19 protein-coding genes are annotated in these 23,991 nt (G+C 72.1%); 6 read left to right on the top strand and 13 right to left on the bottom strand.

Features of this window, described 5'->3' with window-relative positions; translation table 11 throughout:
* The 3 genes from IH61_RS0123200 to IH61_RS0123190 all read left to right on the top strand — a co-directional run.
* The coding region (locus tag IH61_RS0123200; protein WP_031072870.1) for a hypothetical protein at positions 1-325 on the top strand (325 nt) is incomplete at its 5' end.
* Between the two features lie 368 nt (positions 326-693).
* Entirely contained in the window at positions 694-4,251 is a 3,558-nt protein-coding gene (gene dnaE, locus IH61_RS0123195; RefSeq protein ID WP_031072868.1) for a DNA polymerase III subunit alpha, read from the top strand.
* A 202-nt stretch (positions 4,252-4,453) separates the two neighbouring features.
* Positions 4,454-6,997, top strand: coding sequence for a collagenase (locus tag IH61_RS0123190; protein ID WP_031072866.1), 2,544 nt, complete (start codon positions 4,454-4,456; stop codon positions 6,995-6,997).
* A gap of 72 nt (positions 6,998-7,069) precedes the next feature.
* On the opposite strand, the gene IH61_RS43130 is transcribed toward IH61_RS0123190, so the two are convergent.
* The 6 genes from IH61_RS43130 to IH61_RS0123160 all read right to left on the bottom strand — a co-directional run bounded on the left by IH61_RS43130 (position 7,070) and on the right by IH61_RS0123160 (position 14,197).
* Positions 7,070-7,693 carry a hypothetical protein gene (locus tag IH61_RS43130; RefSeq protein ID WP_031072864.1) on the bottom strand — a complete coding sequence of 208 codons (624 nt, stop codon included), beginning with the start codon at positions 7,691-7,693 and terminating at the stop codon, positions 7,070-7,072.
* 98 nt (positions 7,694-7,791) lie between these two features.
* Complete coding sequence (locus tag IH61_RS47105) at positions 7,792-9,996, bottom strand: RICIN domain-containing protein (RefSeq protein WP_158845193.1); 2,205 nt, start codon at positions 9,994-9,996, stop codon at positions 7,792-7,794.
* Positions 9,997-10,193: 197 nt separating this feature from the next.
* Complete coding sequence (locus IH61_RS0123175) at positions 10,194-10,634, bottom strand: DUF5709 domain-containing protein (RefSeq protein ID WP_031072860.1); 441 nt, start codon at positions 10,632-10,634, stop codon at positions 10,194-10,196.
* A gap of 114 nt (positions 10,635-10,748) precedes the next feature.
* Positions 10,749-12,155, bottom strand: a complete 1,407-nt coding sequence (gene lpdA / locus IH61_RS0123170; protein ID WP_031072858.1) for a dihydrolipoyl dehydrogenase — start codon at positions 12,153-12,155, stop codon at positions 10,749-10,751.
* Between the two features lie 178 nt (positions 12,156-12,333).
* Positions 12,334-12,852, bottom strand: coding sequence for a DinB family protein (locus IH61_RS0123165; protein ID WP_031072856.1), 519 nt, complete (start codon positions 12,850-12,852; stop codon positions 12,334-12,336).
* Positions 12,803-14,197 carry an MATE family efflux transporter gene (locus IH61_RS0123160; RefSeq protein WP_051837738.1) on the bottom strand — a complete coding sequence of 465 codons (1,395 nt, stop codon included), beginning with the start codon at positions 14,195-14,197 and terminating at the stop codon, positions 12,803-12,805. The genes IH61_RS0123165 and IH61_RS0123160 overlap by 50 nt, the downstream gene beginning before the upstream one ends.
* Positions 14,198-14,280: 83 nt before the next feature.
* On the opposite strand from IH61_RS0123160, the gene IH61_RS0123155 reads away from it, so the two are divergent.
* A complete protein-coding gene (locus tag IH61_RS0123155; protein WP_031072853.1) occupies positions 14,281-14,817 on the top strand; it encodes a PadR family transcriptional regulator in 537 nt (178 codons plus the stop codon).
* 217 nt (positions 14,818-15,034) lie between these two features.
* Complete coding sequence (locus tag IH61_RS0123150) at positions 15,035-15,898, top strand: class I SAM-dependent methyltransferase (protein WP_078911326.1); 864 nt, start codon at positions 15,035-15,037, stop codon at positions 15,896-15,898.
* Positions 15,899-15,946: 48 nt separating this feature from the next.
* Here the strand turns inward: IH61_RS0123150 and IH61_RS0123145 are convergent, their stop codons facing one another.
* The 7 genes from IH61_RS0123145 to IH61_RS0123115 form a co-directional block, all read right to left on the bottom strand.
* The gene (locus IH61_RS0123145; protein WP_031072850.1) at positions 15,947-16,474 is read right to left on the bottom strand and encodes a hypothetical protein; all 528 of its coding nucleotides are present in this window, start codon (positions 16,472-16,474) and stop codon (positions 15,947-15,949) included.
* On the bottom strand, positions 16,471-17,367 hold the full coding sequence (locus IH61_RS41265; protein WP_051837736.1) for a DUF692 domain-containing protein: 897 nt from the start codon (positions 17,365-17,367) through the stop codon (positions 16,471-16,473). The genes IH61_RS0123145 and IH61_RS41265 overlap by 4 nt, the downstream gene beginning before the upstream one ends.
* Complete coding sequence (locus IH61_RS0123135) at positions 17,367-17,621, bottom strand: hypothetical protein (RefSeq protein ID WP_031072848.1); 255 nt, start codon at positions 17,619-17,621, stop codon at positions 17,367-17,369. The genes IH61_RS41265 and IH61_RS0123135 overlap by 1 nt, the downstream gene beginning before the upstream one ends.
* A 156-nt stretch (positions 17,622-17,777) precedes the next feature.
* Entirely contained in the window at positions 17,778-18,620 is an 843-nt protein-coding gene (locus IH61_RS0123130) for a hypothetical protein (protein WP_031072847.1), read from the bottom strand.
* Complete coding sequence (locus IH61_RS0123125; protein ID WP_031072846.1) at positions 18,617-20,401, bottom strand: GMC family oxidoreductase; 1,785 nt, start codon at positions 20,399-20,401, stop codon at positions 18,617-18,619. Before IH61_RS0123125 ends, IH61_RS0123130 begins: the two co-directional genes overlap by 4 nt.
* Positions 20,398-20,775: a hypothetical protein gene (locus IH61_RS0123120; protein ID WP_031072844.1), complete on the bottom strand. Its 378-nt coding sequence runs from the start codon at positions 20,773-20,775 to the stop codon at positions 20,398-20,400. The genes IH61_RS0123125 and IH61_RS0123120 overlap by 4 nt, the downstream gene beginning before the upstream one ends.
* A gap of 189 nt (positions 20,776-20,964) precedes the next feature.
* Entirely contained in the window at positions 20,965-22,026 is a 1,062-nt protein-coding gene (locus tag IH61_RS0123115; protein WP_031072842.1) for a TIGR03617 family F420-dependent LLM class oxidoreductase, read from the bottom strand.
* Positions 22,027-22,171: 145 nt separating this feature from the next.
* On the opposite strand from IH61_RS0123115, the gene IH61_RS0123110 reads away from it, so the two are divergent.
* Complete coding sequence (locus IH61_RS0123110) at positions 22,172-23,689, top strand: carboxylesterase/lipase family protein (protein WP_199823365.1); 1,518 nt, start codon at positions 22,172-22,174, stop codon at positions 23,687-23,689.
* Positions 23,690-23,991 lie beyond the last annotated feature (302 nt).

Genomic DNA, 23,991 nt, shown 5'->3' with positions numbered 1-23,991 from the left:
CGCCCACACCGCCGCCCTCCTCCTCGCCGCCGCCGACACCGCCCGCCGCACCGTCGACGCCCCCCTCCCCCCAGCCGAACGCACCGACGTCAACCGCATCACCGACGCCGCCCGCACCACCCTCGGCCCCACCGCCTTCACCCACACCTTCACCCGCGGCACCCACCTCACCCCGGCACAGGCCCTACGCGAGGCCGCCCCGGTCCTCGCCGAACTCACCGCCAACCCCGCACCCGCAGGGATCACCCCGCCGCACGCGCCAACACTTTCCGCAACCCCACCCCAGCCCCGCCCCCGCGGGGATTACCCTGGCCACATCGGCTAGGACCTGCGCGACGGCCGGCCCCGCACCAGCGGGGATCGCCCCGACATTGCGGCGCTCCGAGGTGCCCGCTTGGTATCCGCCCCGCGACTGCGGGGATCGCCCCCCGGACGTGGCCCTGCAGATGGCCGCTTACGCCTCGCCCCGCACTCGCGGGGATCACTCCCAGCCCTTCCTCTTTCCGACACCCGCCAGGAAGCGGCCCGCATCGGCGGGCATCACTCCTCCGTCACGGTTCACCGGCCGCCCCGGGCCGATAAGCGGACCCCCATATCAAAGGCCCGCCAAGGACCGCCACCCCCGGCGAGTCGTCGGCGCCGTTCGGATAGCCTGGACCGCTCCCGCCCGCGATCTCCGAGGAGCCAAGCGCCGTGTCGTCCGACAGCTTCGCGCACCTGCACGTCCACACCGAGTACTCGATGCTCGACGGGGCGGCGAAGAACGGCAAGCTGTTCGCCGAGGCGGAGAGACAGGGCATGCCCGCCATCGCGATGAGCGACCACGGCAACATGTTCGGCGCGTACGAGTTCTTCCACGCGGCCGCCAAGACCGGGGTGAAGCCGATCATCGGCATCGAGGCGTACGTGGCGCCCGGGTCGCGCTTCCACAAGAAGCAGGTGTTCTGGTCGCCGGGCGGGCAGCGCCCGGCGAGCAGTGACGGTGAGGGCGGCAAGGACGTCTCCGGTGGCGGCCGCTACACCCACATGACGATGTGGGCTCAGAACGCGACCGGTCTGCGGAACCTGTTCAAGCTCTCCTCGCTGGCGTCGATGGAGGGCTACTACATGAAGCCCCGCATGGACCGCGAGCTGATCGCCGCGAACGCGACCGGCATCATCGCCACCACCGGCTGCCCCTCGGGCGAGGTGCAGACCCGGCTGCGGCTGGGCCAGTACGACGAGGCGGTGAAGGCCGCCGGCGCGTACCAGGACATCTTCGGCAAGGAGAACTACTTCCTGGAGCTGATGGACCACGGCCTGTCCATCGAGCGGGACGTCCGCGAGGACCTGCTGCGCCTGGCCAAGCAGCTGAACATCCCCCTCCTCGCCACCAACGACTCGCACTACGTGACCGCCGACCAGGCGGACGCGCACGACAGCCTGCTCTGCGTGGGCGTGGGCAAGAACAAGGACGACCCGAACCGGTTCAAGTTCCAGGGCACCGGCTACTACGTGAAGACCGCCGAGGAGATGCGCGAGCTCTTCCGCGAGCTGCCGGAGGCGTGCGACAACACACTGGCGATCGCCGAGCGCATCGAGTCGTACGACGAGGTGTTCACCTACGTCGACCGGATGCCCCAGTTCGACGTGCCGGAGGGCGAGACCCAGGCGTCGTACCTGCGCAAGAAGATCGAGATCGGCCTCCAGCACCGCTACGGCGACAGCCCGAGCCAGGAGGTGCTGGACCGCATCGAGCTGGAGATGGGCGTCATCACCCCGATGGGGTTCGACGCGTACTTCCTCGTGGTCGCCGACATCTGCCAGTACGGGCGCGACAACGGCATCCCCGTCGGCCCGGGCCGTGGTTCGGCGGCAGGGTCGATGGTCGCGTACCTGACGGGCATCACCCAGCTGGACCCGCTGGAGCACGACCTGCTCTTCGAGCGCTTCCTCAACCCCGAGCGCATCAACCCCCCGGACGTCGACATCGACTTCGACGACCGCCAGCGCGACCAGATGGTGCGCTACGTCACCGAGAAGTACGGCGCCGCGTACACGGCCCAGGTGAACACCTTCGGCACCATCAAGGCCAAGGCGGCCGTGAAGGACGCCAACCGCATCCTCGGCTACCCGTTCTCGATGGGCGACCGCATCACCAAGGCGATGCCGCCGGACGTCATGGGCAAGGGCGTGCCGCTGGCCGACCTGTTCGACGAGAAGCACTCCCGGTACAACGAGGGCACCGAGATCCGGGCGCTGTACGAGAACGAGCCGGACGTCAAGAAGATCATCGACACCGGCCGGGGCATCGAGGGCCTGATCCGCGGCACCGGCGTGCACGCGGCCGCGGTGATCCTCTCCTCCACCCCGCTGCTCGACCTCATCCCGCTGCACATGCGGGACAAGGACGGCACGATCATCACCGGCTTCGACTACCCGTCCTGCGAAGCCATGGGCCTGATCAAGATGGACTTCCTGGGTCTGCGGAACCTGGGCATCATCGATCACTGCCTCAAGATCGTGAAGGCCAACCGGGGCATCGACGTCGACATCGAGAAGATCCCGATCGACGACCCCACCACCTACCAGCTGCTCGCCCGCGGCGACACCCTCGGCGTGTTCCAGCTCGACGGTGGCCCCATGCGCGCCCTGCTGCGGCTGATGAAGCCCACCGAGTTCGCCGACATCTCCGCCGTCTCGGCGCTGTACCGGCCCGGCCCGATGGGCATGAACTCCCACACCAACTACGCGCTGCGCAAGAACGCCCAGCAGGAGATCATCCCGATCCACCCGGAGCTGGAGGAGCCGCTCAAGGACGTCCTCGGCCCCACCTACGGCCTCATCGTCTACCAGGAGCAGGTGCAGCGAGCCGCCCAGGTGCTGGCCGGCTACTCGCTCGGACAGGCAGACCTGCTGCGCCGCGCGATGGGCAAGAAGAAGAAGGAGGTGCTGGAGAAGGAGTTCGTGCCCTTCCACGCGGGCTGCAAGGAGCGCGGGTACTCCGACGAGGCGATCCAGGCGGTGTGGGACGTCCTGGTCCCCTTCGCCGGCTACGCGTTCAACAAGTCGCACTCCGCCGCGTACGGACTGGTCTCGTACCAGACCGCCTACCTGAAGGCGAACTACCCGGCCGAGTACATGGCCGCCCTGCTGACCTCGGTGGCCGACGACAAGGACAAGATGGCCGTCTACCTGGCCGAGTGCCGGGCTATGGGCATCAAGATCCTCTCCCCCGACGTCAACGAGTCCGTCGTCGACTTCACCGCCGTCGGCAGCGACGTCCGCTTCGGCCTCAAGGCCGTGCGCAACGTCGGTGTGCCCGTGATCGAGTCGATGATCAAGACCCGTGCGGAGAAGGGGAAGTTCTCCTCCTTCCCCGACTTCCTCGACAAGGTCGAGCTGGTGGTCTGCAACAAGCGCACCGTCGACTCCCTGGTCAAGGCGGGCGCCTTCGACTCCCTCAACCACACCCGGCTGTCTCTCAGCACCGTGCACGAGAGCGCGATCGACGCCGTGACGGGCGTCAAGAAGCAGCAGGCGATCGGCCAGGACGACCTGTTCGGCAGCCTCGACGACGGCTCCGACACCCCGACCATCGGCCTGGACTTCGAGCTGACCGACCGCGAGTGGCCGCGCAAGCAACTCCTCAGCCTGGAACGGGAGATGCTCGGCCTGTACGTCTCCAGCCACCCGCTGGACGGCGCCGAGCACATCCTCTCCCGCAACCGCGACACCTCCATCGCCGACCTCCTCGGCTCCGGCCGCACCGAGGGCGAGGTCCGCCTCGCGGGCCTGGTCACCAACGTGGACCGGCGCATCAACAAGGCCGGCAACGCCTGGGCGATCATCACCCTCACCGACCGCGACGCCTCCGTCGAGGTGCTGTTCTTCCCCGCCACCTACAACCTGATGTCCGCGCAGATGATCGAGGACAACGTCATCACGGCGCGCGGCCGCCTCAACGAGCGCGACGGCTCGCTCAGCATCTTCGGCCAGGAGATCACCACCCTGGACATGTCCTCCGCCGAACTCGGCACCAAGCCGCCCGTCCAGATCACCATCCCCGCCGCCCGCATCACCCCGGAGACGGTGGCCGAGCTGAAGCTCGCCCTCCAGGCGCACCCCGGCGACGTGCCGGTGCGCCTGCTGACCACCAACTGGGACAAGGACACCCTGTACGAGCTCGGCTACCTGGTGAACCCCGACAACGGCCTCGCCTCGGACGTGAAGACCCTCCTCGGCAACCGCGCCTGGGCCGGAACGCTGTAGCAGCCACCCGCATCGAGCGGCCACCCGCGTCAACCCCCGTACCGCGAGCCCGGTGCGGGGGTTGATGCTATGGCCGCATGGGGCGGAATGCTATGTCACACCTCATTGATAAGGGCGGTCGGTACATGACACCGTGCCAGACGAGCCCTCCGTTCCCCCACGCCTCGGGGGCTCGTCCTCCACCCCCCACCTAGGAGTGACGATGCGTCACATATCCAGGCTGTCCCGGGTGATGGCCACGCTCGCCGCCGCGAGCACCGCCGTCGTCGGGTTCGCCGCAGCGCCGAGCTTCGCCTCCCCCACGGCGACGGCCGGCCCCCTCGTGAGCCTGAGCGCGCAGCACAGCGGTACAGCCCCCACCGGTTCAGCCCCGACCGGCATAGCCCCCACCGGCAGTGCCTTCGGCTCCGGCGCCGGTGCGCAGAGCCAGGCGGGGCGGCTCGCCCCCGCGCTGCTGCCGCCGCGCTCGCCGCAGTCCGCCGCCCCGCAGGCGAGCACGCCCAAGCTCGCGAAGGCCCTCACCGCGACCTCCTGCACCCCCGGCGACTTCGCGAGTCGCAACGGCTCGGCCCTGGCCTCGTACATCCAGGGCTCGACCATCGACTGTCTCAGCTCGCTCTTCCGCATCACCGGCGGCGACGCCAACGGGGTGTTCAAGCAGAGCCAGATGACCGACGTGGCCAACGGACTGCGCAGCGCCGCCGCCTCGTACCCCGGCGACAACTCGACCGGCGTCTTCCAGCTGGTCTACTTCCTCCAGGCCGGCTACTACGTGCAGTACTACCACCCGGCCGACATCGGCACGTACGACTCCTCGCTCACCGGCGCCGTGCAGGGCGGGCTCGACACCCTGGTGGCGAGCCCCCACTTCCTGGACGTCGCGGACGGCAACGGGCAGGTCGCCGGGCAGGCGATGATCCTCAGCGACAGCGCGAACCTCCAGGCCCACTACCTGAACACCTACAAGCGCGTGCTGAACGCGTACTCCAGCTCCTGGGACGCGTCCTGGTACATGGTGAACTTCGCGAACAGCGTGTTCACCCCGATCTTCCGCGGCCACCAGAACGACGACTACGTCGCGGCCGTCACCGCCGACCCGAGCATCATCACCACGCTCGACTCCTTCGCCCTGAACCACAAGGGCATGCTCGGCGGCACCAACTCCTTCCTCGTCTCCAACGCCGGTCTGGAGACGTCCCGGTACGTCGAGCACCCGGCACTGGCGGCGACCGTCCGGCCGCTGATCAAGGGCCTGCTGGACGTCTCGTCGATCACCGGCCCGACCGCGTCGCTGTGGGTCGGCGTCGCCGGCATGGCCGCGTTCTACGACAAGGCGAACTGCTCGTACTACGGCGTCTGCGACCTGCCGACGAGGCTCAAGGCCGCCGCGCTGCCGATCAACCACACCTGCGACCCCGCCCACAGCATCCTCGCGCAGAGCCTGACCGCCGCCGACCTCGCCGCCGTCTGCGCCAGCCTGCAGAACCAGGACCCGTTCTTCCACAACCTGGTCGGCGACAACGGCCCGATCCCCGGGCAGTACGAGAACTCGCTGCAGATGGTGGTGTTCGCCTCCCCGCAGGACTACCGGACGTACGCGGGCGGCATCTACGACATCAGCACCAACAACGGCGGCATGACCCTCATCGGCGACCCGAGCGACCCCAACAACCTGCCGATCTCGATCACCTACCAGAACGGCGAGGACGGCTTCACCGCGGGCGTCTGGAACCTCAACCACGAGTACACCCACGCGCTGGACGCCCGCTACGACATGAAGGGCAAGTTCGGCGAGCAGATCTCGGTGCCGGACGTCTGGTGGATCGAGGGCGTCGCCGAGTACGTCTCGTACAGCTACCGGGGCATCACCGACACCGGCGCGGTCGCCGAGGCGCCCAAGCACACCTACGCGCTCAGCACGCTGTTCCAGAACACCTACGACAACAGCGACACCACCCGCACCTACCCGTGGGGCTACCTGGCCGTCCGGTTCATGGTCGAGAAGCACCCGGACGTCATCCGCACCATGCTCGGCCACTTCCGCACCGGTGACTACACCGGCGGCTACGCGGCCTACAACTCCATCGGCACCGCGTACGACGCCGAGTTCAACACCTGGCTGGACGCCTGCGCCGCCGGCGCCTGCACCGTGGGCGGTGCCCCGACCGCCGCCTTCACCGCCGCCCCGACCGGCCTGACCGGCCTGACCGCCCAGTTCACCGACCACTCCACCGAGACCGGCGGCGGCCGGATCGCCTCCTGGGCCTGGAAGTTCGGCGACGGCGCCACCTCCACCGCCCAGAACCCCTCGCACACCTACGCCAAGGCCGGCAGCTTCGACGTCAGCCTCACCGTGACCGACGGCAACGGCAAGACCAACAGCATCACCCAGGCCGTCACCGTCGGCACCCTCAGCGGCTGCGCCGCCGCCGACACCCGCGTCCTGGACAAGAACTGCTCCCGCACCGGCCAGTCCGCGACCGCCGGCAACCTGGACTACTACTACCTCTACCTGCCCGCCGGCACCACCACCCTCAAGATCAACAGCACCGGCGGCACGGGCACGGCCTACCTGCTCTACAACCCCAGCACCTGGGCCACCCCGAACGCCTACACCAACGGCTCCACCACGTACGGCACCACCAACCAGAGCCTGACCGTCACCAACAGCACGGCCGGCTACCGCTACATCAGCCTCTACGCGCAGACCGACTTCAGCGGCGTGACCATCAGCACGCAGTACTGATCTCGCGGGCATGACGCGGCGGCGGTCCGGAGCACGACTCCGGGCCGCCGCTGCGGTGTTGAGGGGGCGACGTCAGCGACGCGACCGGCGCCTGAGGACGAAGCCGACGGCGCCCAGCGCGCCGACCAGGGCGGCGGCCGTTCCGACGACGGCCCAGGTGGAGGTGTCGTCCTTCGTCTCCTCGGCGGGCGCAGCAGGGGCGGCAGGCGTCTCGGAGACGGCGGGCACCGAGGGCGCCGAGGACGCAGGCGCAGGAGCCGCTGAGGACGCCGAAGACGAAGGCGCAGGAGCCGCCGAGGATGCAGAGGGCGCCGGGTCGGTGATCACGGCCGCCTCGACGTCCAGTTCGCGCTCGCCGTGGCCGAGGGAGGGGAAGGCGCAGTCGACGGTCACCTTCCAGTGCCCGGCGGGCAGGAGCTCCCGGGTGGTGTACGTCCCGGGCCGCCCCTGGACGGCGACCAGGCGCCAGGGCCCGGCCGTACGACCGTCCGCGGCCGTCGCGGAGAGCGTCCCGGCGAAGCCGTCGGTGACCGGGTCGTGGTCGTTCTCCCAGGTGGCGACGGCGCTCACATGGCCGTTGTCCACTCCCGAGACCTCCAGGTGGACGGTGTCGCCGTGGGCTCCGGCGGGTGCGGCGGCGGGCAGGACGGCCGCCGTGGCGACGGCGAGGGCGGTGAGCAGCTGGCGGGTTCGCATGGCCGGGGGTTCCTCCGAGCGATGGGAAGCCGGGCGCGGCCGCCGGGAAGGGGCGGCCGCGCCCGGCACTGTGGTGCGCGGGTCGAAGAAGGGTCGGGCTACGAGGTCTTCACCAGCGACCAGTTCTGGAACGCCCCGCCGTCCGGCTGCTGGAGCTCCAGCAGCCAACCGCCGTAGTACCAGCGGTCGCTGAGCCCGAGGACCAGGTTGCTGCCGTCGGCGGTGAGGGTGAACCCGCCGTCCGCCGCGGTGAGCCGGAACTTCTGCGCAGACGCGCCGGTGCAGGGCTGCTGCGCGACGTACTGGCCGGGCACCTCCGAGCCGCCGAGCTGCAGGCACTTGCCGGAGCGCACGGACTTGATCCGGAGGGCGCCGTCTCCGGCGTCCTCGAACTGCCACTTCTGGTTGGCGTAGCCGGTGCGCTGGTAGGCGATGGCCACGCCCCCGTCGTTCAGGGTGCTGCCCCACAGGTCGGCGGCCTGGCCGGTGAGGCCGTTGACCAGGGTGTAGTGGGCGCTCGGCTGCGGGTGCCCGGCGTCGGCGAGGGTGCGGAACTCGGCGTTGGCGCCCGGCTTTCCGACCGTTCCGGAGGCGTCGCGGACGGCGACGGCGACGGTGTAGGCGGTGCCGGGGGTGAGCCGGACCAGGCTGACGGTGGTCGAGCGGACGGTGCCGAGCGTGCGGCCGTTCAGCAGGACGTCGTAGCCGGACGCCCCGGCGGTCGCGTTCCAGCTCAACCGCACGGAGTTCTGGGTGATCTGACTGACCGTCACGGACGGCTCAGTACCACCCCTCGTGGGGGTCGCGGTCGGCGAAGGGGTCGGCGAGGCCGTCGGCGAAGCGGTCGGGGTCCCGGTCGGGGTCGGCGAGGGGGAGCCGGACCTGGTGGGCGTCGCGGTCGGACTGGGCGTCGGGGTCGGAGTCGGCCCCGTCCCGCCGCCCTTGCCCGCGATGAGGAAGCGGTTGTCGGCGACGTTCCAGTGCGTGGCGAGGTAACTACCGGGCTTGGGCGCGGTGTTGTAGTAGTCGTCGTGGTTGCAGTCGAGCCGGTCGTCGTGGGCGCGGTCCGGGCAGACCGTCCGCATCTGCGGGTAGTAGGGGGCGTCCGAGTAGCACATGATGTCCCACTCGTCCGTGCAGTGGCCCGCCTTGCTGGAGTTGGGCGCGCTGTTGTTCACCGCGCCCAGGTTGTGGCCGAGTTCGTGCGCGGCGGTGGAGCCGCTCCAGCAGCCGGAGTCGGTCCGGCCGTACGAGGGGCCGAAGTTGCTGAGGTTGTCCTGCCCCGGGCGCTCGTCGCCGGCGAAGGTGCCGATCCCGCAGTACACCTTGGCGTCGGTGAACATCATGTACTTGCGGTCCTTGCGGTTGAACCCCTGCGCGGCGAGGGCACGGTTGCTCGCGTTGAAGTCCTGGATCTCGGCGTCGGAGATCTGCACGTTCAACACCGAGGCGCTGCAGTCGGGTTCGGTGACGAAGCGGACGTGACGCTCGCCGCCGGTCTCCGCGGCGCTGGCGTCGTAGATGACGTCGACGTCGGCGGCCCACTTCTTGAACGAGCCGAGGTACTGGGCGAACCGGTCGTTGCCCGGGGTGTGCACGTACACCGCCTGGACCCGGTTGCCGCTGGAGCCGTCGCCCTCGCAGACCAGAGCGGACCCGGAACCCCCGGAGCCCCCGGAACCCCCGGAGCCCGCAGAGTTGCCGGAGCCCGCAGAGCCCCCGGAGCCGTCGAGCAGCGCCTTCTGCGCGGCGTCGAGGACGGGCACGCCGCCCTTCACCAGGTCGGACGCGGCGGGCGGGCGCACGTCGGCGGGCGGGGTGAGCGCCGGTGCCGGCGAGGCCGCGGCGGCGACCGGCGGGACGTCCTTGCGGATGTCCACGCCCTTGGGCGGCGCGTCCGGGCCGTGGCTGCACTGGCTGCTGCCGCTGACCTCCAGCATGCTGCCGCAGCGGTCGGTGGTGGGCAGGTTCAATCCGGCGTAGACCAGGCCGCGTTCGGGCTGGTCCTTGGGTATGGAGGTGGGCCGGGCCGCCTTCTCGTCCCGCTTGGGCGCGGCCGGGCGGCTGCCGCCCTCCGCCGTCCCGGTCTCCCCCGGCCCGCCGTCGTCGTCGGCCGCTCCGACGCCGTCGATCGAGCTGCCGGCCGCCGTGAGCGCGCCGCCGCCGGCCGCCGGGTCCATCGCGGTGCGCAGACCGAGCGTTCCGGCCACCAGTGCGGCCGTCACCGCTGCGGCGACCAGGATGCTCCTACGGGTGAGCTTGCGGCGCCTGCGCCCGCGAAGCTCCTTGCTCCGATGTCCCATCGGATTCCTCTCCTGTTGCGGGCCCGTGCTCCCCGTAGGGGGACTCGGGCCTTCCGACACACAGGAGAGCGATCGGGGAGGCAGGCGATAACGAAAACCTCTTATAAAAAGATTTTGGCGGCCCTCGTCGGGCCGCCAGATGCCGCAACCGTGCGGCGCAGCGCCGCAGGACGGTTGTCAGCCGGTAACGCGCCGGATCAGTCGATCAGCGCCTCGGGGTCGTCCGTCGTGTGCATCGCTGCCTCCTCCGCCGAGGCCGCGCCGCCGGAGATGCCGACGTCCTCGGCGATCAGGTCGCTGCGGGAGTTGGCGGAGAGCACGAGGCGGCCGGTGCGGACCTCACCGGCTTCGGGGTCGATGGGTTCGCCGTCCGTGCCGTAGCAGTCGCCGATGCCGTCGCCGTCGGGGGCCGTGACCTCGGGGAGTTCCTCGGCGAGGCGCTGGTCGAGGCTTTCGCGTTCGTGCTGTTCGGCGGCGGTGACTCCGTGGCGGCGTACGCCGAGCGGGTGCTCGGGGGGCGCGTAGCCCTCGTCGAGGGCCGAGGCGAGGCCGCGGTCGTCCAGGGTGTCCTCGGGCTCGAGCGGGCCGATGTCGTCCTGCTGCTCGGAACCGTCCGGCTGGTAGACCTGGTCGCCCATCAACGCTTCGTCCGACACGAGACTCCTCCTTGGGGTGCCACCTCCCCAGAGTCCCACGCGGCGGCGATCTCCGCAGGACTGCCGGGGAGGGGGCGGTGCCACCCCAGGGGTGGATCACATGTTGATCATGTGCCCGGCCAGGCCGTGGATGGCCTCCTTGACGGCCTCGCCGAGGGTCGGGTGGGCGTGCACGTTGCGCGCCACCTCGTGCACGGTGAGGTCCCACTGCTGGGCGAGGGTGAGCTCGGGCAGCAGCTCGGTGACCTCGGGGCCGATCAGGTGGGCGCCGAGGAGCTCGCCGTACTTGGCGTCGCTGATGACCTTGACGAAGCCGATCGGGTGGCCGAGGCCGTGGGCCTTGCCGTTGGCGGTGAACGGGAACTTCGCGACCTTGACGTCGTAGCCCTGCTCGCGGGCCTGGGCCTCGGTGTAGCCGAAGGAGGCGATCTGCGGCTGGCAGTAGGTGGCGCGCGGGATCATGGCGAAGTCGACCTCCATGGTCTCCGCCCCGCCGATCGTCTCGGCGGCGATCACGGCCATGGTCTCGGCGGCGTGGGCCAGCATGAGCTTGGCGGTGACGTCGCCGATGGCGAAGATGTGCCCGGCGCTGGTGCGGCCGCGGCCGTCGACGGCGATGGCGCCGCGGTCGGTGAGCTTGACGCCGGCGTTCTCCAGGCCGTAGCCGTTGACGCGCGGGGCGAAGCCGATGGCCTGGAGGACCTTGTCGGCCTCCAGCACCTGCTGCTGCCCGTCCTTGGTGACGGTAACGCGCACCTTGGCGTTCGGGTCGCTGTCGTCGATGGACTCGACGCGGGTGGAGGTGAGCACCTCGATGCCGAGCTTGCGGTACTGCTTGGCCAGCTCGGTGGAGACCTCGACGTCCTCGAGCGGCACCATGCGGTCCAGGAACTCGACGATGGTGACCTTCACGCCGTAGTTGTGCAGCACGTACGCGAACTCGACGCCGATGGCGCCGGCGCCCGCGATGATGATGCTCTCCGGCAGCTCCTCGGTGAGGATCTGCTCCTCGTAGGTGACCACGCGGTCGCTCAGCTCGGTGCCGGGCAGCAGGCGCGTCGTGGCACCCGCGGCGATGATGCAGTGGTCGAAGGTGACCACGTCGAAGCCGCCGCCGCTGAGCGCGACCTGCAGGGTGCGGTCGTCGACGAAGGTGCCCCAGCCGTCGTACTCGGTGATGCCGTTCTTCTTCATCAGGTAGTGGACGCCCTTGACGCGGCCGTCCGCGACCGAGCGGCTGCGCTTGAACGCCTCGCCGAAGTCGAAGCTGACCGTGCCCTCGACCTTGATGCCGAAGGTCTTGGCCTCCTTGGTGAAGATGTGCGCCAGCTCGGCGTTGCGCAGCAGGGCCTTGGAGGGGATGCAGCCGACGTTGAGGCAGACGCCGCCCCAGTACTTGGCCTCGATGATCGCGGTCTTCAGGCCCAGCTGCGCCGAACGGACGGCGGCGGTGTAGCCGCCGGGGCCCGCGCCGAGGACGACGACGTCGTAGTGCGTGCTCATGTTGCTGACTCCTCCGAGGGTGTCACGGTGTCGTGATCTCGGTCCCATGGTGTCAGGACCGGGTTCCGCGCACCCACCGGGTCTCGGTGGAGGCGCACCGCGCGGAACCGTACTCCTCCGGAGGCGAATTGTCAGGGGTGCGCCGGACGGGGCGGGAGGGGCCGCACGGCCCCGGCGCTCAGACGCCGGCGACCCCGTCGATGCTCTCCCGCAGCAGGTCCGCGTGGCCCGCGTGCCGGGCGTACTCCTCGATCAGGTGCAGCAGGATCCAGCGCAGCGAGACGGTCTCCGAGCCGACGGCAGCGGCCGACTGCGCGTCGAGCCTGCCGGGAGCGTCCAGCGGAGCTCCGGCGGTCAGTTCCCGGCCGCGCTCGATCTCCGCCCGCCACCCCGCCAGCGCCTCGGGCATCCCGCGCCCGGCCTCCAGGGCGAACCCGGTCCCCCCGTGCGGCGCAGGCACGTCCAGCCCGCCGAACACCCGCTGGTACCACTGCCGTTCGACCTCGGCGAGGTGCTGGACCAGCCCGAGCAGGGTCAGCTCGGAGCGCGGTACGGGAGCCAGCCGCACCTGCCGGTCGTCCAGCCCGGCCACCTTGGCGGCGATCGTCCCCCGGTGGAAGTCCAACCAGGCGTCCAGCATGGCCCGTTCATCGGCGTGAGCGGGCGGGACCACCCGACCGTCCGGCAGTGTCGTCATGTCCGCCACTCTGCCACACCGGCCGGGCCCATCCGCCGTGCCCCGACCAGGAGTTGGCGGCCCTGGCGAGCACCGCCAGCTGCACCACCGCCCCCACGGCCGGGCCGGCCCACACGCCGGTCACGCCGAGCGGGCCGGAGAGGGCCACGGAGGCGGTGAGCTGGGCGCCCAGGCCGATCAGCACGGAGAGCACCACCGGGCGGCCCGCGCCCATCCCCTGGTAGAGGCCGCCGAGGGCGACCACCAGGGCGTACGGGAGCAGGTACGGCGCCGCCGTCCGCAGGAAGAGGACGGACTGCCCGGCCACCTCCTGGTCCCCGGTGAAGAGAGCCGTCAGCGGTACGGCCGCCGCCGCGGCGAGCAGGGCCGCACAGCCGCCGGCCAGCAGCGACGACCACCGGACGGCCCGGCGCAGGTCGTGCAGGTCCTCGGCGGCGCCCGCGCCGGTGAGGCGGGCGGCCTCGATGGCGGCGGCCTGGCGCAGCGCGTAGAAGGCCATGGTGGCGACCAGCAGCAGCCGGTAGCCGAGCCCGTACCCGGCGACGGCGGCGACGCCGAAGCCCGCGGTCAGGGCGAGTTGGGCGGTTCCGACGGCCATCCGCGCGGTGAAGTCCAGGCCGAACGGGAGGCCCGCGCGCAGGATCCCGGCGGCCGCCGCGCCGGTTCCCGCGCCCGAGGGCGCCGCCCGGGGCCGCAGCCGCAGGGTGACGGCGAGGGCGACCGCCCGGGAGAGGGCCAGGGCCAGCGCGGCGCCGGGGACGCCGAGGGCGGGGACCGGACCGGCGCCGAGGATGAGCAGCGGGTCGAGCAGGAGCAGCAGGGCGTTGGAGAGCAGGGCCATCCTCATCGGGGTGCGGGTGTCCCCCGCGCCCTTGAAGAGCTCGTCGGCGACGCGCTGGCCGAAGAACAGGCCGAAGGCCGGGAAGGCGACGGCGAAGTAGTCGGCGGCGAGGGCGGCGGCCGAGCCGTCGAGGAAGGCTCCGGCCAGCGGCTCCCGCAGCAGCAGGCCCGCCAGGGAGAGGGCGAGGCTTCCGGCGGCGCAGAGCCGCCAGGCGGCGCGGGCCGTCCGGGCGGCCTCGGCGCCGTCGCCCGCGCCACGGGCCCGGGCGAGGCTGACGCCCGTGCCGGAGGCGACGACCAGGACGAGGCCGAGCAGCAGGTTCTCCACCGTGCCCGCGAGGGTGACGGCGGCGACGACGGCTCCGCCGAGGCGGAGCGTCCAGAACGCGGTGAGCACGGAGGCGAGGACACCGGAGAGCAGTTCGGCGTAGACGGGCCCGGCGAGGGCGCCGAGGCGTCGCAGGTGTCCGTGGATGTTCCGCCTGTCCTGCGTGTTCCTTCGCATGCCGCCCCCTCGACGAGCCCGGATGTGACCTCGAAAAGAGATACATCTAATCGATGCACATCGGCAAGAGGTAACATGGCGGCGTGCTGACCCTCGCGATCCTCGGCTTCCTCTACGACCAGCCACTGCACGGTTACGAGCTCAAGTCCCGCATCACCGGCCTGACCGGCCACGTCCGGCCCGTCAGCGACGGCGCGCTCTACCCCGCCATCTCCCGGCTGGAGAAGGCGGGCCTGCTCGTACGGCGCACCGAGCCCGGCAGCGGGGCCGCGCCCCGCCACGCCCTGGAGCTGACGGAGGCGGGCCGGGAGGAGCTCCGGCGGCGCCTGGCCGACCCGGAGCAGGCCGAGATCACCGACCAGATCCGCTTCTTCGCGCTCGCCGCCTTCCTCCACCACCTCGAGGACCCGGCGGCCCAGGCCGCGGTGCTGCGGCGGCGCCTCGCCTTCCTGGAGGCGCCGAGCAGCTTCTTCTACGACGGCGCGGGCGCGCCCGTCACCGCCGAGCGGGAGGCGAACCCGTTCCGCCGGGGCATGCTGCTGGTCGCCCGCGCCTCCAGCGCGGCCGAGCGCGCCTGGCTGGGCGAGACCATCGGGGAACTGGAGCGCGCGAGCCGCTGAGGGAGGGCGCGGCGCTCGGACGCGCGTCCACGCGCTGGTCCGTACGTGCGCGCCCTGTCGAACGGCCTACCGAGCGCGCGGAAATCGTCGGAAGTTCTGCCGTCCTACACCTGGTCCCATCAGGCCCCGGCGTGACTATGATGATCCACCCTCAGCTCCACGGCCCCACCGTGGCCCAGTCCGCCCCGCCGCGCCCGCGCGTCCCCTGGAGACCGCCGTGACCACCCCCGCAACCGCCTCCGCCCGGCCGGCGCCGCTGACGCGCGACGACATCCCCGGCTGGTTCTTCCGCCTCGACCGGGAAGCCTTCGCCCACCTGCTGTCCGCCCAGAGCGCCGCCGGGGTCACCGGCGACCTGCTGGAGCTGGGCAGCTACCTGGGCCGCAGCGCCGTCCTGCTCGGCGACCACCTGCGCGAGGGCGAGCGGCTCACGGTCTGCGACCTGTTCGACTCCGACGCGGGCGACGACGAGAACGCCGCCGAGATGGCCATGTCCTACCGGCGCACCCTCACCCGCAGCGCCTTCGAGGCCAACTACCTGGCCTTCCACGCCACCCTGCCCGAGATCGTCCAGGCCCCCACCTCCGTCCTGGCCGACGGCCGCATCCCGGCGGGCAGCTGCCGCTTCGTCCACGTCGACGCCTCCCACCTGTACGAGCACGTCGCCGGGGACATCACGGTGGCCCGGGCCGCGCTGCGCCCGGACGGGCTGATCGCCCTCGACGACTACCGCTCCGAGCACACCCCGGGCGTCTCGGCCGCCGTCTGGGAGGCGGTCTTCACCGGGGGCCTGCACCCGGTGCTGCTGACCCCGATGAAGTTCTACGGCACCTGGGGCGACCCGGCCGCCGCCCGCGAGATCCTGCTGGAGCGCGACTGGCGGTCCGAGGGCTACACCGTCGACGAGGACACCATCGCCGGCGCCCGCGTCCTGCGCCTCAACTACGAGGTGAAGTCCCCCGCCCAGCACTCCGCCTCCCGCCGCCTCGCCCTCGACCTCCTCCCCCCGGTCGCCACCCGCGCCACCCGGCGCGTCCTGCGCACCCTCCGCGAACGCCGCGCGAACGGCCCCGCCGCCTGACGCACCCCTCGCCCGGAGAACCCGTAGCCCGGCCGGGCTACGGCCGGGCTACGGCAGCGGCTCCACGCGGAACAGCCCTGGAAGATCAGGGCTCACCACCATCCGGTGGGCGCCGCGGATCCTCGCCTCGTCGAGTGGCGCGCCCAGCAGCAGGCTCTCCAGCACCGCGTACGGGGCGTGCTGCCAGTGGATGGTGACGGGGCCCGTCGCGTCGCCGGTCCTGATGGCCAGGAGGGCGCCCTCGAACTCGGCGACGGCGGCGAGGAGCGGATCGCCGTGGCGGCCCATGGCGGCGAGGAAGACGGCCGCCTGCTGCTGGTGGTAGGGCGTCGCGTCCGGCCGGTCGGCGAACCGGCCCGCCACTTCGGCGAAGGTTCCGCGCTTCTTCAACAGGGTCGAGGTCAGGACACAGGTTTCCTCGATCGAGAAGCTCCGCCACCACGCCGAGATCTCCCGGAGCACCGAGAGCCGCCCCGAGGCGTCGAGGTGACGGAAGTACGGGTGATCGTTCTGCGGCTCCTGCTCCCTCGACTTCAGCAGGGTCAACAGGCCGACCTGCAGTCCTTCCAGATTCATCGGACCGCCGCCGAGCCGGCGGTCCGTGAGGACTCGAGCATGTCCCGCACCCGGACCACCTCGGAGGCGATCAGGTCCATGCCGAGGACCGGCACCGCCTCGTCCAGCAGTTCGTAGGTGACGGTCTCCAGCCGGGGCGCCCTGCCCGCCACCTCCTGCGCCAGGTTCAGCGTCGACTCCTTCACGGGGCGCGAGTGCACGTCCAGCACCACTCCCCCGAGCTCGACGCCACCGGCGACGTGGATCTCACGCACGGTGGTGAGATCGAGTTCGTCGAGGAACTCCTCGATCCCGAAGCCGTTGTTCGCCCGGTCGCATTCCAGGTTGTAGACGTCGAGCAGGAGTCCGCACCCGGTGGCCGAGGTCAGCTCGTTGAGGAACTCCGCCTCCGTGTAGTCGCTGTCGTGGTCCGGAATCAGACGGACCACGTTCTCCAGGAGGAAGGGAACGCAGTACCGCTCCCGGACGGCCGCAGCACGCTCCACGACGAGTTCGAGCGCCTCCTTCGTGCGAGGCATGGAGAGCATCGTGCCGAGGAACTCCCCGCGCACCTTCGTGTAGCCGAGGTGTTCGCTGTGCCAGGCGACGTCCACGGTGTCCATGAGCTGGTCGAGGCACCGGATGTAGCCGTCCGACCAGCCGTCGTACGAACCGATGGACAGGCCGACCCCGTGGACGATCACGGCGGCGTCGCTCGCCACGTCCCTCAGCTCGTGCAGGGCGTCGAGCCGGAGGCTTCCTCCGTCGGATCTCTCGTCGACGAAGGTGTCGGGCGCCACTTCGAGGTAGTCCACCAGGGGCAGGAGCCGTTCGAGGCGGTCGCGATGACCGGGGGTGTACGTGGTCGCGACTCCGGGCCGCCGCCGGCTCCCCGCCGTGCCGTTGCTTCGCACTAGAACTGGACGTCAACGCCGATGACGTCGTCATGGTGGAGGAGTTCCTTGAGCCCACCGGAGAGTTCGGGGTCGCCGGCGCGGAGGGTCAGATCGATCCCCACCAGGCCGCAGTGCGAACATCCTCCCGGCTTCAACGTTCGGACGAGGTTCTCGACCGTGCTGTGGATCGTCTGCACCCCCACCTCCGGCCGGAAGGTGATGGTGACCTGACGTGCCGCCTTCGCGTTGCCCGCACCAGCCTGCTGTCCCATGTGACCGCTCCTTTTGTTCGTAGGGAATCGACCTGCACGAGACGGTAGCCGCCACCCGCGTACTCGCACAGGCGCTGTCCGGGTGAACCCGTCGGCCCGTGCTCGGCGCTCGCGGAGTGGCCCGTCGGGGAGCGGCCGGTCGGGGAGCGGCGCCGATCAGCCCACGTAGTAGGCGCGGTTGTGGGCGGCGACCGGGGCGGACTGGTAGGTCCAGACGCCGGCGGCGGGGGCGTCCGCGATGAGGTGGGCCAGGTCGCGGGCGGCTTCCTCGGCGGGGTTGCCGAGGGTGAGGTGGACGCGGTCGGCGGTGCGGTCGTCCAACGCGTAGTAGCGGTAGGGCTGGTAGACGTTGAGGGGACCGGCGAGGAGGCGGCCCTGGTCGTCGGTGCCGTAGCCGGTGATGGGGGTGTTGTTGACGGACTCGGAGGTGAGTCCGGCCAGGTTGACGTCGAGGGCGACCAGCTCCTCCTCGTACCGCTGGAGGCCCTCGGGCCCGAGGGCGGCCCGGCGGCAGGAGACGGACCAACGGTCCTGCACGGCGGCCGCGTTGAGCGAGGGCATGGTGGTCTCGAACCAGCCGGGATGCTTGGGCTCCGCGTAGAGGAGGCGCCCGGCGTCGATGGCGAGCGGGTTGTCGCACAGCACGTGCAGCCGGGCGATGCCGAGCAGCTTGGTCTGCTCCCAGCCCCGGGCGTACTGGCCGTAGTTGACGGCCGGGAGCCGCTCGCCCGCGAACGTCGGGTGGGCGATCAGGTTGATCTCCAGCTCCTGGGTGATGCCTCCGCCGTTCGGGTACTGGGCGAAGTAGAGCTGGTAGTTGAGCGAGACGCACGCCCCGCCGTCGAACTCGGCGACGCTCAGGCCGGGGTGGCGCTTGTCCAGCAGCCGGGCCGCCCGCTGCGGGTCGACGAGGTAGTCCACGCCGATGTTGTGCAGCGCCCCGTAGTGGAAGGGCAGGTGGTACGGCTCGGGCACGGGCGGCAGGGGCAGACCGGTCATGACGACTCCGAGGGAAGGGGCTCGAACGGGGAGGAGGGCGGGGTGAGGACGGCCGGGCGGTGCAGTTCCTGCAGGTCCTGCTGCATCCGCTCGGCGCTGCGCAGCGCGAGGGCGGCCATGGTGAGCGAGGGGTTGGAGGTGCCGAGGGAGGGCATCGAGCCGCAGCCGACGGCGTACAGGTTGGGGTGGTCCCAGCAGCGCTGCCACTGGTCGACCACCGAGGTGCCGGGCGCGCCGCCCATGACGTGGGTCCCGCCGGCGTGGCCGGCGCCCCGGTAGCCGTAGGCGACGCCCCGGTGTTCGAGGCGGCCGGGCCAGGCGGGGCCGACGGGGTAGGCGGTGTGGTCCTCGGCGCCGAGGAGGGCGAAGAGCTGGTCGGAGACGGCGCGGGCGGAGGCCATGCCCTCGCGCACGTACTCGTCGAGGTCGTAGTGGACGGCCGGGGCGGGCAGGCCCAGCGGGTCGCGCCGGTGCGGGTCGAGGGTGACGCGGTTGGCCGGGTCGGCGGGCTGCTCCAGCTCGAACTGGAGGGAGAACTGGCGCCCGAGCCGGTCGCCGAGCCGCTCCCGCAGCTCCTTGCCCCGTAGGCCGGAGCCGATCAGCGCGGCGGTCTTGCTCTCCACCCCGCCACCGGCCCAGGACCAGCCCCAGTTCCCGATCTCGATCCGGAACGGCGCGCGCCGCCCCCGGGCCGGGCCGAAGCGGAACGCCTCCAGGCCGCTGGTGGAGCCGGGCCCCCGGTAGGGGCCGACCGGCCGGGGCATCAGCCCCCAGGTGAGCAGCGCCGGGTGGTCCATGAGGTTGCGCCCGACCTGGTCGCTGCGGTTGGCGAGCCCGGACAGGAGCAGCAGCCGGGCGTTCTCGACGGCGTGCGCGGCGAGGACGACCAGGTCCGCGGCGGCCAGCCGGGCCCGACCGCGCTCCAGGTACTCGACGCCGGTGGCGCGCCCGGTGACGGGGTCGGCGAGCACCCGGCTGACGACCGCCTCGGTGCGCAGTTCGACGCCCGCCGCCCAGCGCGCCCGGGTGCGCAGCGGGGTGTACTTGGCGCCGGTCGGGCAGACGGGTACGCAGCTGGCGCTGCCCGCGCACACCGGCTCGCCCGCGGCGGCGTCGGGCCCGTTGCGCGCCTGCGGGGTGCCGGTGACGGCGAGGCGGGCGGGTGCGGCCATGGCGGGGTCGTGGACGGTGCGGCCGTCGAGGGCGTGGGCGAGCTGCCGGTCGAGGTGGCTGGCGGGGAGGGCCCGCATGGGGAAGGCGTAGTCGCCCGGGATGGGCAGGCCGACGGCGCTGCGCTGTTCCTCGGCGTCGGCGGCGACGCCGAGTTCCCGTTCCGCCGCCCGGTAGTACGGTTCCAGGTCCTCGTAGCCGATCGGCCAGTCGCGGCCGCGACCGAGGCCGCCGGTGCGGAAGTCCTCGGGGTGCATGCGCGGGGTGAGGCCCGTCCAGAGCAGTCCGGTGCCGCCGCCGGCGCGCAGGTAGCCGCTGGCGTAGGGCAGCGGGCCGTACTGGCGCAGGTGTCCGGTGGCGCGGAAGCCGCCGTCGGGCAGGCCCGTGAGGTCGCCGACGTCGGGTGAGGGCGCGTCGGGGTTGTGCGGGTACGGGGAGGTGGGCGGGCCGCCGCCGGCGGCGCGCAGGGTCTCGGCGGTGCGGGGTGCGTCGGGGGCCGTGCGGCCGGCTTCGAGGACGAGGACGCGCCGGCCGTGGGCGCCGAGGCGTTCGGCGACGAGGGAGCCGGCGAAGCCCGCGCCGACCACGATGACGTCCCAGCGGGTGCTCACCGGCTCTCACCCGCCCGGGGCTCCTCGGCCCAGCTGCCGAATCCGGGGGCGGCGCTGCCGGGCGGGTCTGCGCGGAAGGTGCGCCAGGCGAGGCCCTGGTCGTGGGCGCGGGCGGAGGTGGGGGCCTCGCCGGGCCAGGCGCCGACGTACCAGAGGTGGACGAGGGCGGCATCGTCGCGGACGGGGTGGGCGAGGGCGGTGCGGTGGTGTTCGCGGGCCAGGCCCGTGGCGCGCAGTTCGGGGACGTCGAAGCCGGTGAGTTCGGCGCTGACGCGCAGGAACTCGTCGAGGTCGGCCAGTTCGTCGTGCTCGAGGTGCCAGTCGGACGCGGCGAGGTCCTCGTCGCCTGCGGTGCGATCGTCGGACACGGACACGCGGGGACCTCCACGGTCGACGGCGGCTGGCCGGGGCATGACACGCCGGGGAGGTGTCATGCCCCGGCCGCGTCGGCGATCCTGCCCCGCGCGGCCGTCCGCCAGGCCGGGTTGCCCGAATGTGCCCGGTCTTGGTCGTCAGTCGATCGATCGGTGCCCCTTTTTGCACCGGCTGGAGTCCGCGAACGATCAGCCGAGCGCCCGCACCGCCGCCAGGACGTCCAGGCCCAGGTCCGGGTCCGCGCCGTCCGGCAGGTTGACGGAGAGCCGGGTGACCAGCCCCGCGTACCGCCGGTGGATCTCCCGCGCCGCCTCCTCGACCGTCCCGCTGACCGCGAAGGTGTCGAACACCTCGTCGTCGATCAGCGCGGCCATCTCCGCCCAGCGCCCCCGCACCGAGTGGGTGTGCAGCTCCTCCTGCAACGCCTCCCAGCCGTGCTGCGCCAGCACCGGCCGGTAGGCGGGGGTGGAGGCGTAGAAGGCGAGCCGCTCCCGGACGGCGGCCCGGTTGGCGGCCAGCTCCTCCTCCGTGCGCCCGGTGGCGGTGAGCACGTTGCCGACGATCTCGAACGGCCGGTCCGTCCACGGCTCCCCCGCCGCCTCGGCCTGTGCCCGGGCCCCGGTCAGGCCGGGCAGGACCTGCTGGGCGAGGTAGGCGGTGGAGGTGAAGGGGTGGCCCAGGAACCCGTCCGCCACGGCCCCGGCGGTGCGGGTCATCAACGGGCCGACGCCGGCGAGCAGGATGCGCGGCACCCCGGCCTCGACCGGGTCGGGCGAGAAGACCGGCGTCATCACCGTGTGGGTGTAGAACTCGCCCCGGAAGCGCAGCCGTTCGCCCGTCTGCCAGCTGTGCCAGATCGCCCGCACCGCGTGCACGTACTCGGCCATCCGGGCGGCGGGGCGGTCCCAGGGCATTCCGAAGCGCTTCTCGATGTGCGGCTTGACCTGCGAGCCGAGCCCGATCACCGCCCGCCCGCCGGAGGCCGCGTGCAGGCCCCACGCCTGGTAGGCGAGCGTCATCGGGGTACGGGCGAAGGCCACCGCGATGCCGGTGGCCAGCTCGATGGACTCCGTCCGGTCGGCGGCGCGGGCGAGCTGGAGGAACGGGTCGTAGGCCGTCTCGGCGACCACCAGCCGGTCCATGCCCCGCAGTTCGGCGCGCTCGGCGGCCTCCAGGATGCCCGCCGGGTGCCCGGAGGCGGTGGCGTCGAGCCCCAGGACGGACGGGCTGGTGCGGGCGGGCTGGTCCATGGCGGGGCTCCTGGCTGGGGCTGAACCGGTCGCGGGCCGAACGCGGTACCCGGGTAGCCTCCCACGCCCCGGAGTCGCACCCTGCCGCCTGCCCCGGAGTCAGCGACCGTACGGTGGAGCAAGACCCGAGGGAGGAACCGTCACCATGACCGATCTGCCCGAGCAGCCCGTCGTCCGCACCGCCGAAGGAGCCGTCCGGGGCCGACGCGAGCACGGACTCGCCGTCTTCCGGGGCATCCCGTACGCGCAGCCGCCGGTGGGGGCGCTGCGCTTCGCCGCCCCCGTCCGGCCGGAGCCCTGGGACGGCGTGCGGGAGGCCGCCGAGTTCGGCCCCGTCGTCCCGCAGTCCGGCCCGATGCCCGCCGACCCCGCCCCCGGCGGCACCGACTGGCTGACCCTCAACGTCTGCACCCCGGACCCGGGAGCGGCGGGCCTGCCCGTCCTGGTGTGGATCCACGGCGGCGGGTACCTGTCGGGCACCTCGGGCTACCCGCTGTACGACCCGACCGCGCTGGTCTCACCCGGGCCGGCCTCGGCCGGGCTGGTCGTGGTGACCGTCAACTACCGCGTGGGCGCGGAGGGTTTCGCCCTGCTGGAGGGTGCCCCGGCCAACCGGGCCTTCCTCGACCAGGAGGCGGCCCTGCACTGGGTGCGGCGCAACATCGAGGGCTTCGGCGGCGATCCGGATCTGGTGACCGTCGCCGGGCAGTCCGCCGGGGCCGGTTCGGTCGCCGCGCTGATGGTGATGCCCTCGGCCGAGGGCCTCTTCCGGCGGGCCGTCGCCCACTCCGTGCCGGGCAACCTCGCCACGCCCGCCCTCGCCGCCGAGGTCGCCGCCGCGCTCGCCGAACGCGTCGGCGCGGCCCCCACGGCCGCCGCCCTGGCCGAGGTCGACCCGTGGCGCCTCGCCTCCGCCGTCACCGATCTCGACGCGGAGTTGCCCCGGCACCTGGACCGCTGGGGCCGGCTCGCCCAGACGGGCATCGCCACCGTCCCGGTCGTCGACGGCGAGGTGCTGCCCGACGCGCCCTGGGCCGCCCTCGCCTGCGGCGCCGCCGAGGGGACCGACCTGCTCGTCGGCCACACCCGCGACGAGTTCCGGCTGTTCACCGTCCTCAGCGGGCGGCTCGGCACCTTCACCGAGGAGGAGGCCAGGACGGCCCTTCGCCTCCTCGCCCCGCCGCCCGCCGGCACCGAGGCGTACCGCGCCGCCTACCCGGACGCCACCTGGGAGGCCCTGCTCGAGGCCGTCGGCTCCGACGCGCTCTTCCGGATGCCCTCCCTGCACCTGGCCGAGGCCAACTCCGCCGCCGGCGGCCGCTCGTACCTGTTCGAACTGGCCCTGCGCGCCGCAGGGTTCGGCGGAGTGCTCGGCGCCTGCCACGGACTGGACGTGCCGCTCGCCTTCGGCACCCTGGACACCCCGGCCGCCCACCAGTTCCTCGGCGACCCGCCCCCGGCAGCGGCCGTCGAGGTCTCCCGGCAGCTCCGCAGCGCCTGGGTCTCCTTCGCCACCACGGGCGACCCCGGCTGGCCCGCGCACGAGGAGGACGGGCAGCTCACCCGCGTCCTGGACGCCGAGGCGCGGACCGCCCGCTACCCGGAGCAGGCGGCCCGCGCGATCTGGCGGGGGCACGCCCCCACCGCGTTCGACCTCACTTAGCGAGGATCAGCGGTGCGCGAGGATCAGCGGTCGGCGAGGACCAGCGGCTGACGCGGATCATCGCCCCAGGACCGCCTTCTCGAACTCCGCGAAGCCCCGCTCCCGCTTGCAGGAACGCGCCGGGCGAGGGTGCGGCCGTTCGCTTCATGACAACGGGGAAAACGCCTCGCGGCAATAGGAAAAGTAATGAGAGATATGCGGAACGGTGTAATTCGCAAAACGCCATTCCGTCACAAGGACACGGTTTCGCGAGGTAAGTCAAGACTTACCTTTCCGGGAACTTCGACCGTATGGTGTGGCTC

Source organism: Streptomyces sp. NRRL WC-3742, from assembly GCF_000720635.1.
GTDB lineage: Bacteria > Actinomycetota > Actinomycetes > Streptomycetales > Streptomycetaceae > Kitasatospora.
Note: the sequence above shows the minus strand (reverse complement) of the source record. Positions and strands in the feature narration are given on the sequence as shown.

Bases quoted from the DNA above. Each gene is read 5' to 3' on its own strand.
- IH61_RS0123190 (WP_031072866.1), top strand. From the start codon at position 4,454: ATGCGTCACATATCCAGGCTGTCCCGGGTGATGGCCACGCTCGCCGCC.
- IH61_RS43130 (WP_031072864.1), bottom strand. From the start codon at position 7,693: ATGCGAACCCGCCAGCTGCTCACCGCCCTCGCCGTCGCCACGGCGGCC.
- IH61_RS47105 (WP_158845193.1), bottom strand. From the start codon at position 9,996: ATGGGACATCGGAGCAAGGAGCTTCGCGGGCGCAGGCGCCGCAAGCTC.
- IH61_RS0123175 (WP_031072860.1), bottom strand. From the start codon at position 10,634: ATGGGCGACCAGGTCTACCAGCCGGACGGTTCCGAGCAGCAGGACGAC.
- lpdA (WP_031072858.1), bottom strand. From the start codon at position 12,155: ATGAGCACGCACTACGACGTCGTCGTCCTCGGCGCGGGCCCCGGCGGC.
- IH61_RS0123165 (WP_031072856.1), bottom strand. From the start codon at position 12,852: ATGACGACACTGCCGGACGGTCGGGTGGTCCCGCCCGCTCACGCCGAT.
- IH61_RS0123160 (WP_051837738.1), bottom strand. From the start codon at position 14,197: ATGCGAAGGAACACGCAGGACAGGCGGAACATCCACGGACACCTGCGA.
- IH61_RS0123145 (WP_031072850.1), bottom strand. From the start codon at position 16,474: ATGAATCTGGAAGGACTGCAGGTCGGCCTGTTGACCCTGCTGAAGTCG.
- IH61_RS0123135 (WP_031072848.1), bottom strand. From the start codon at position 17,621: ATGGGACAGCAGGCTGGTGCGGGCAACGCGAAGGCGGCACGTCAGGTC.
- IH61_RS0123130 (WP_031072847.1), bottom strand. From the start codon at position 18,620: ATGACCGGTCTGCCCCTGCCGCCCGTGCCCGAGCCGTACCACCTGCCC.
- IH61_RS0123115 (WP_031072842.1), bottom strand. From the start codon at position 22,026: ATGGACCAGCCCGCCCGCACCAGCCCGTCCGTCCTGGGGCTCGACGCC.
- IH61_RS0123110 (WP_199823365.1), top strand. From the start codon at position 22,172: ATGACCGATCTGCCCGAGCAGCCCGTCGTCCGCACCGCCGAAGGAGCC.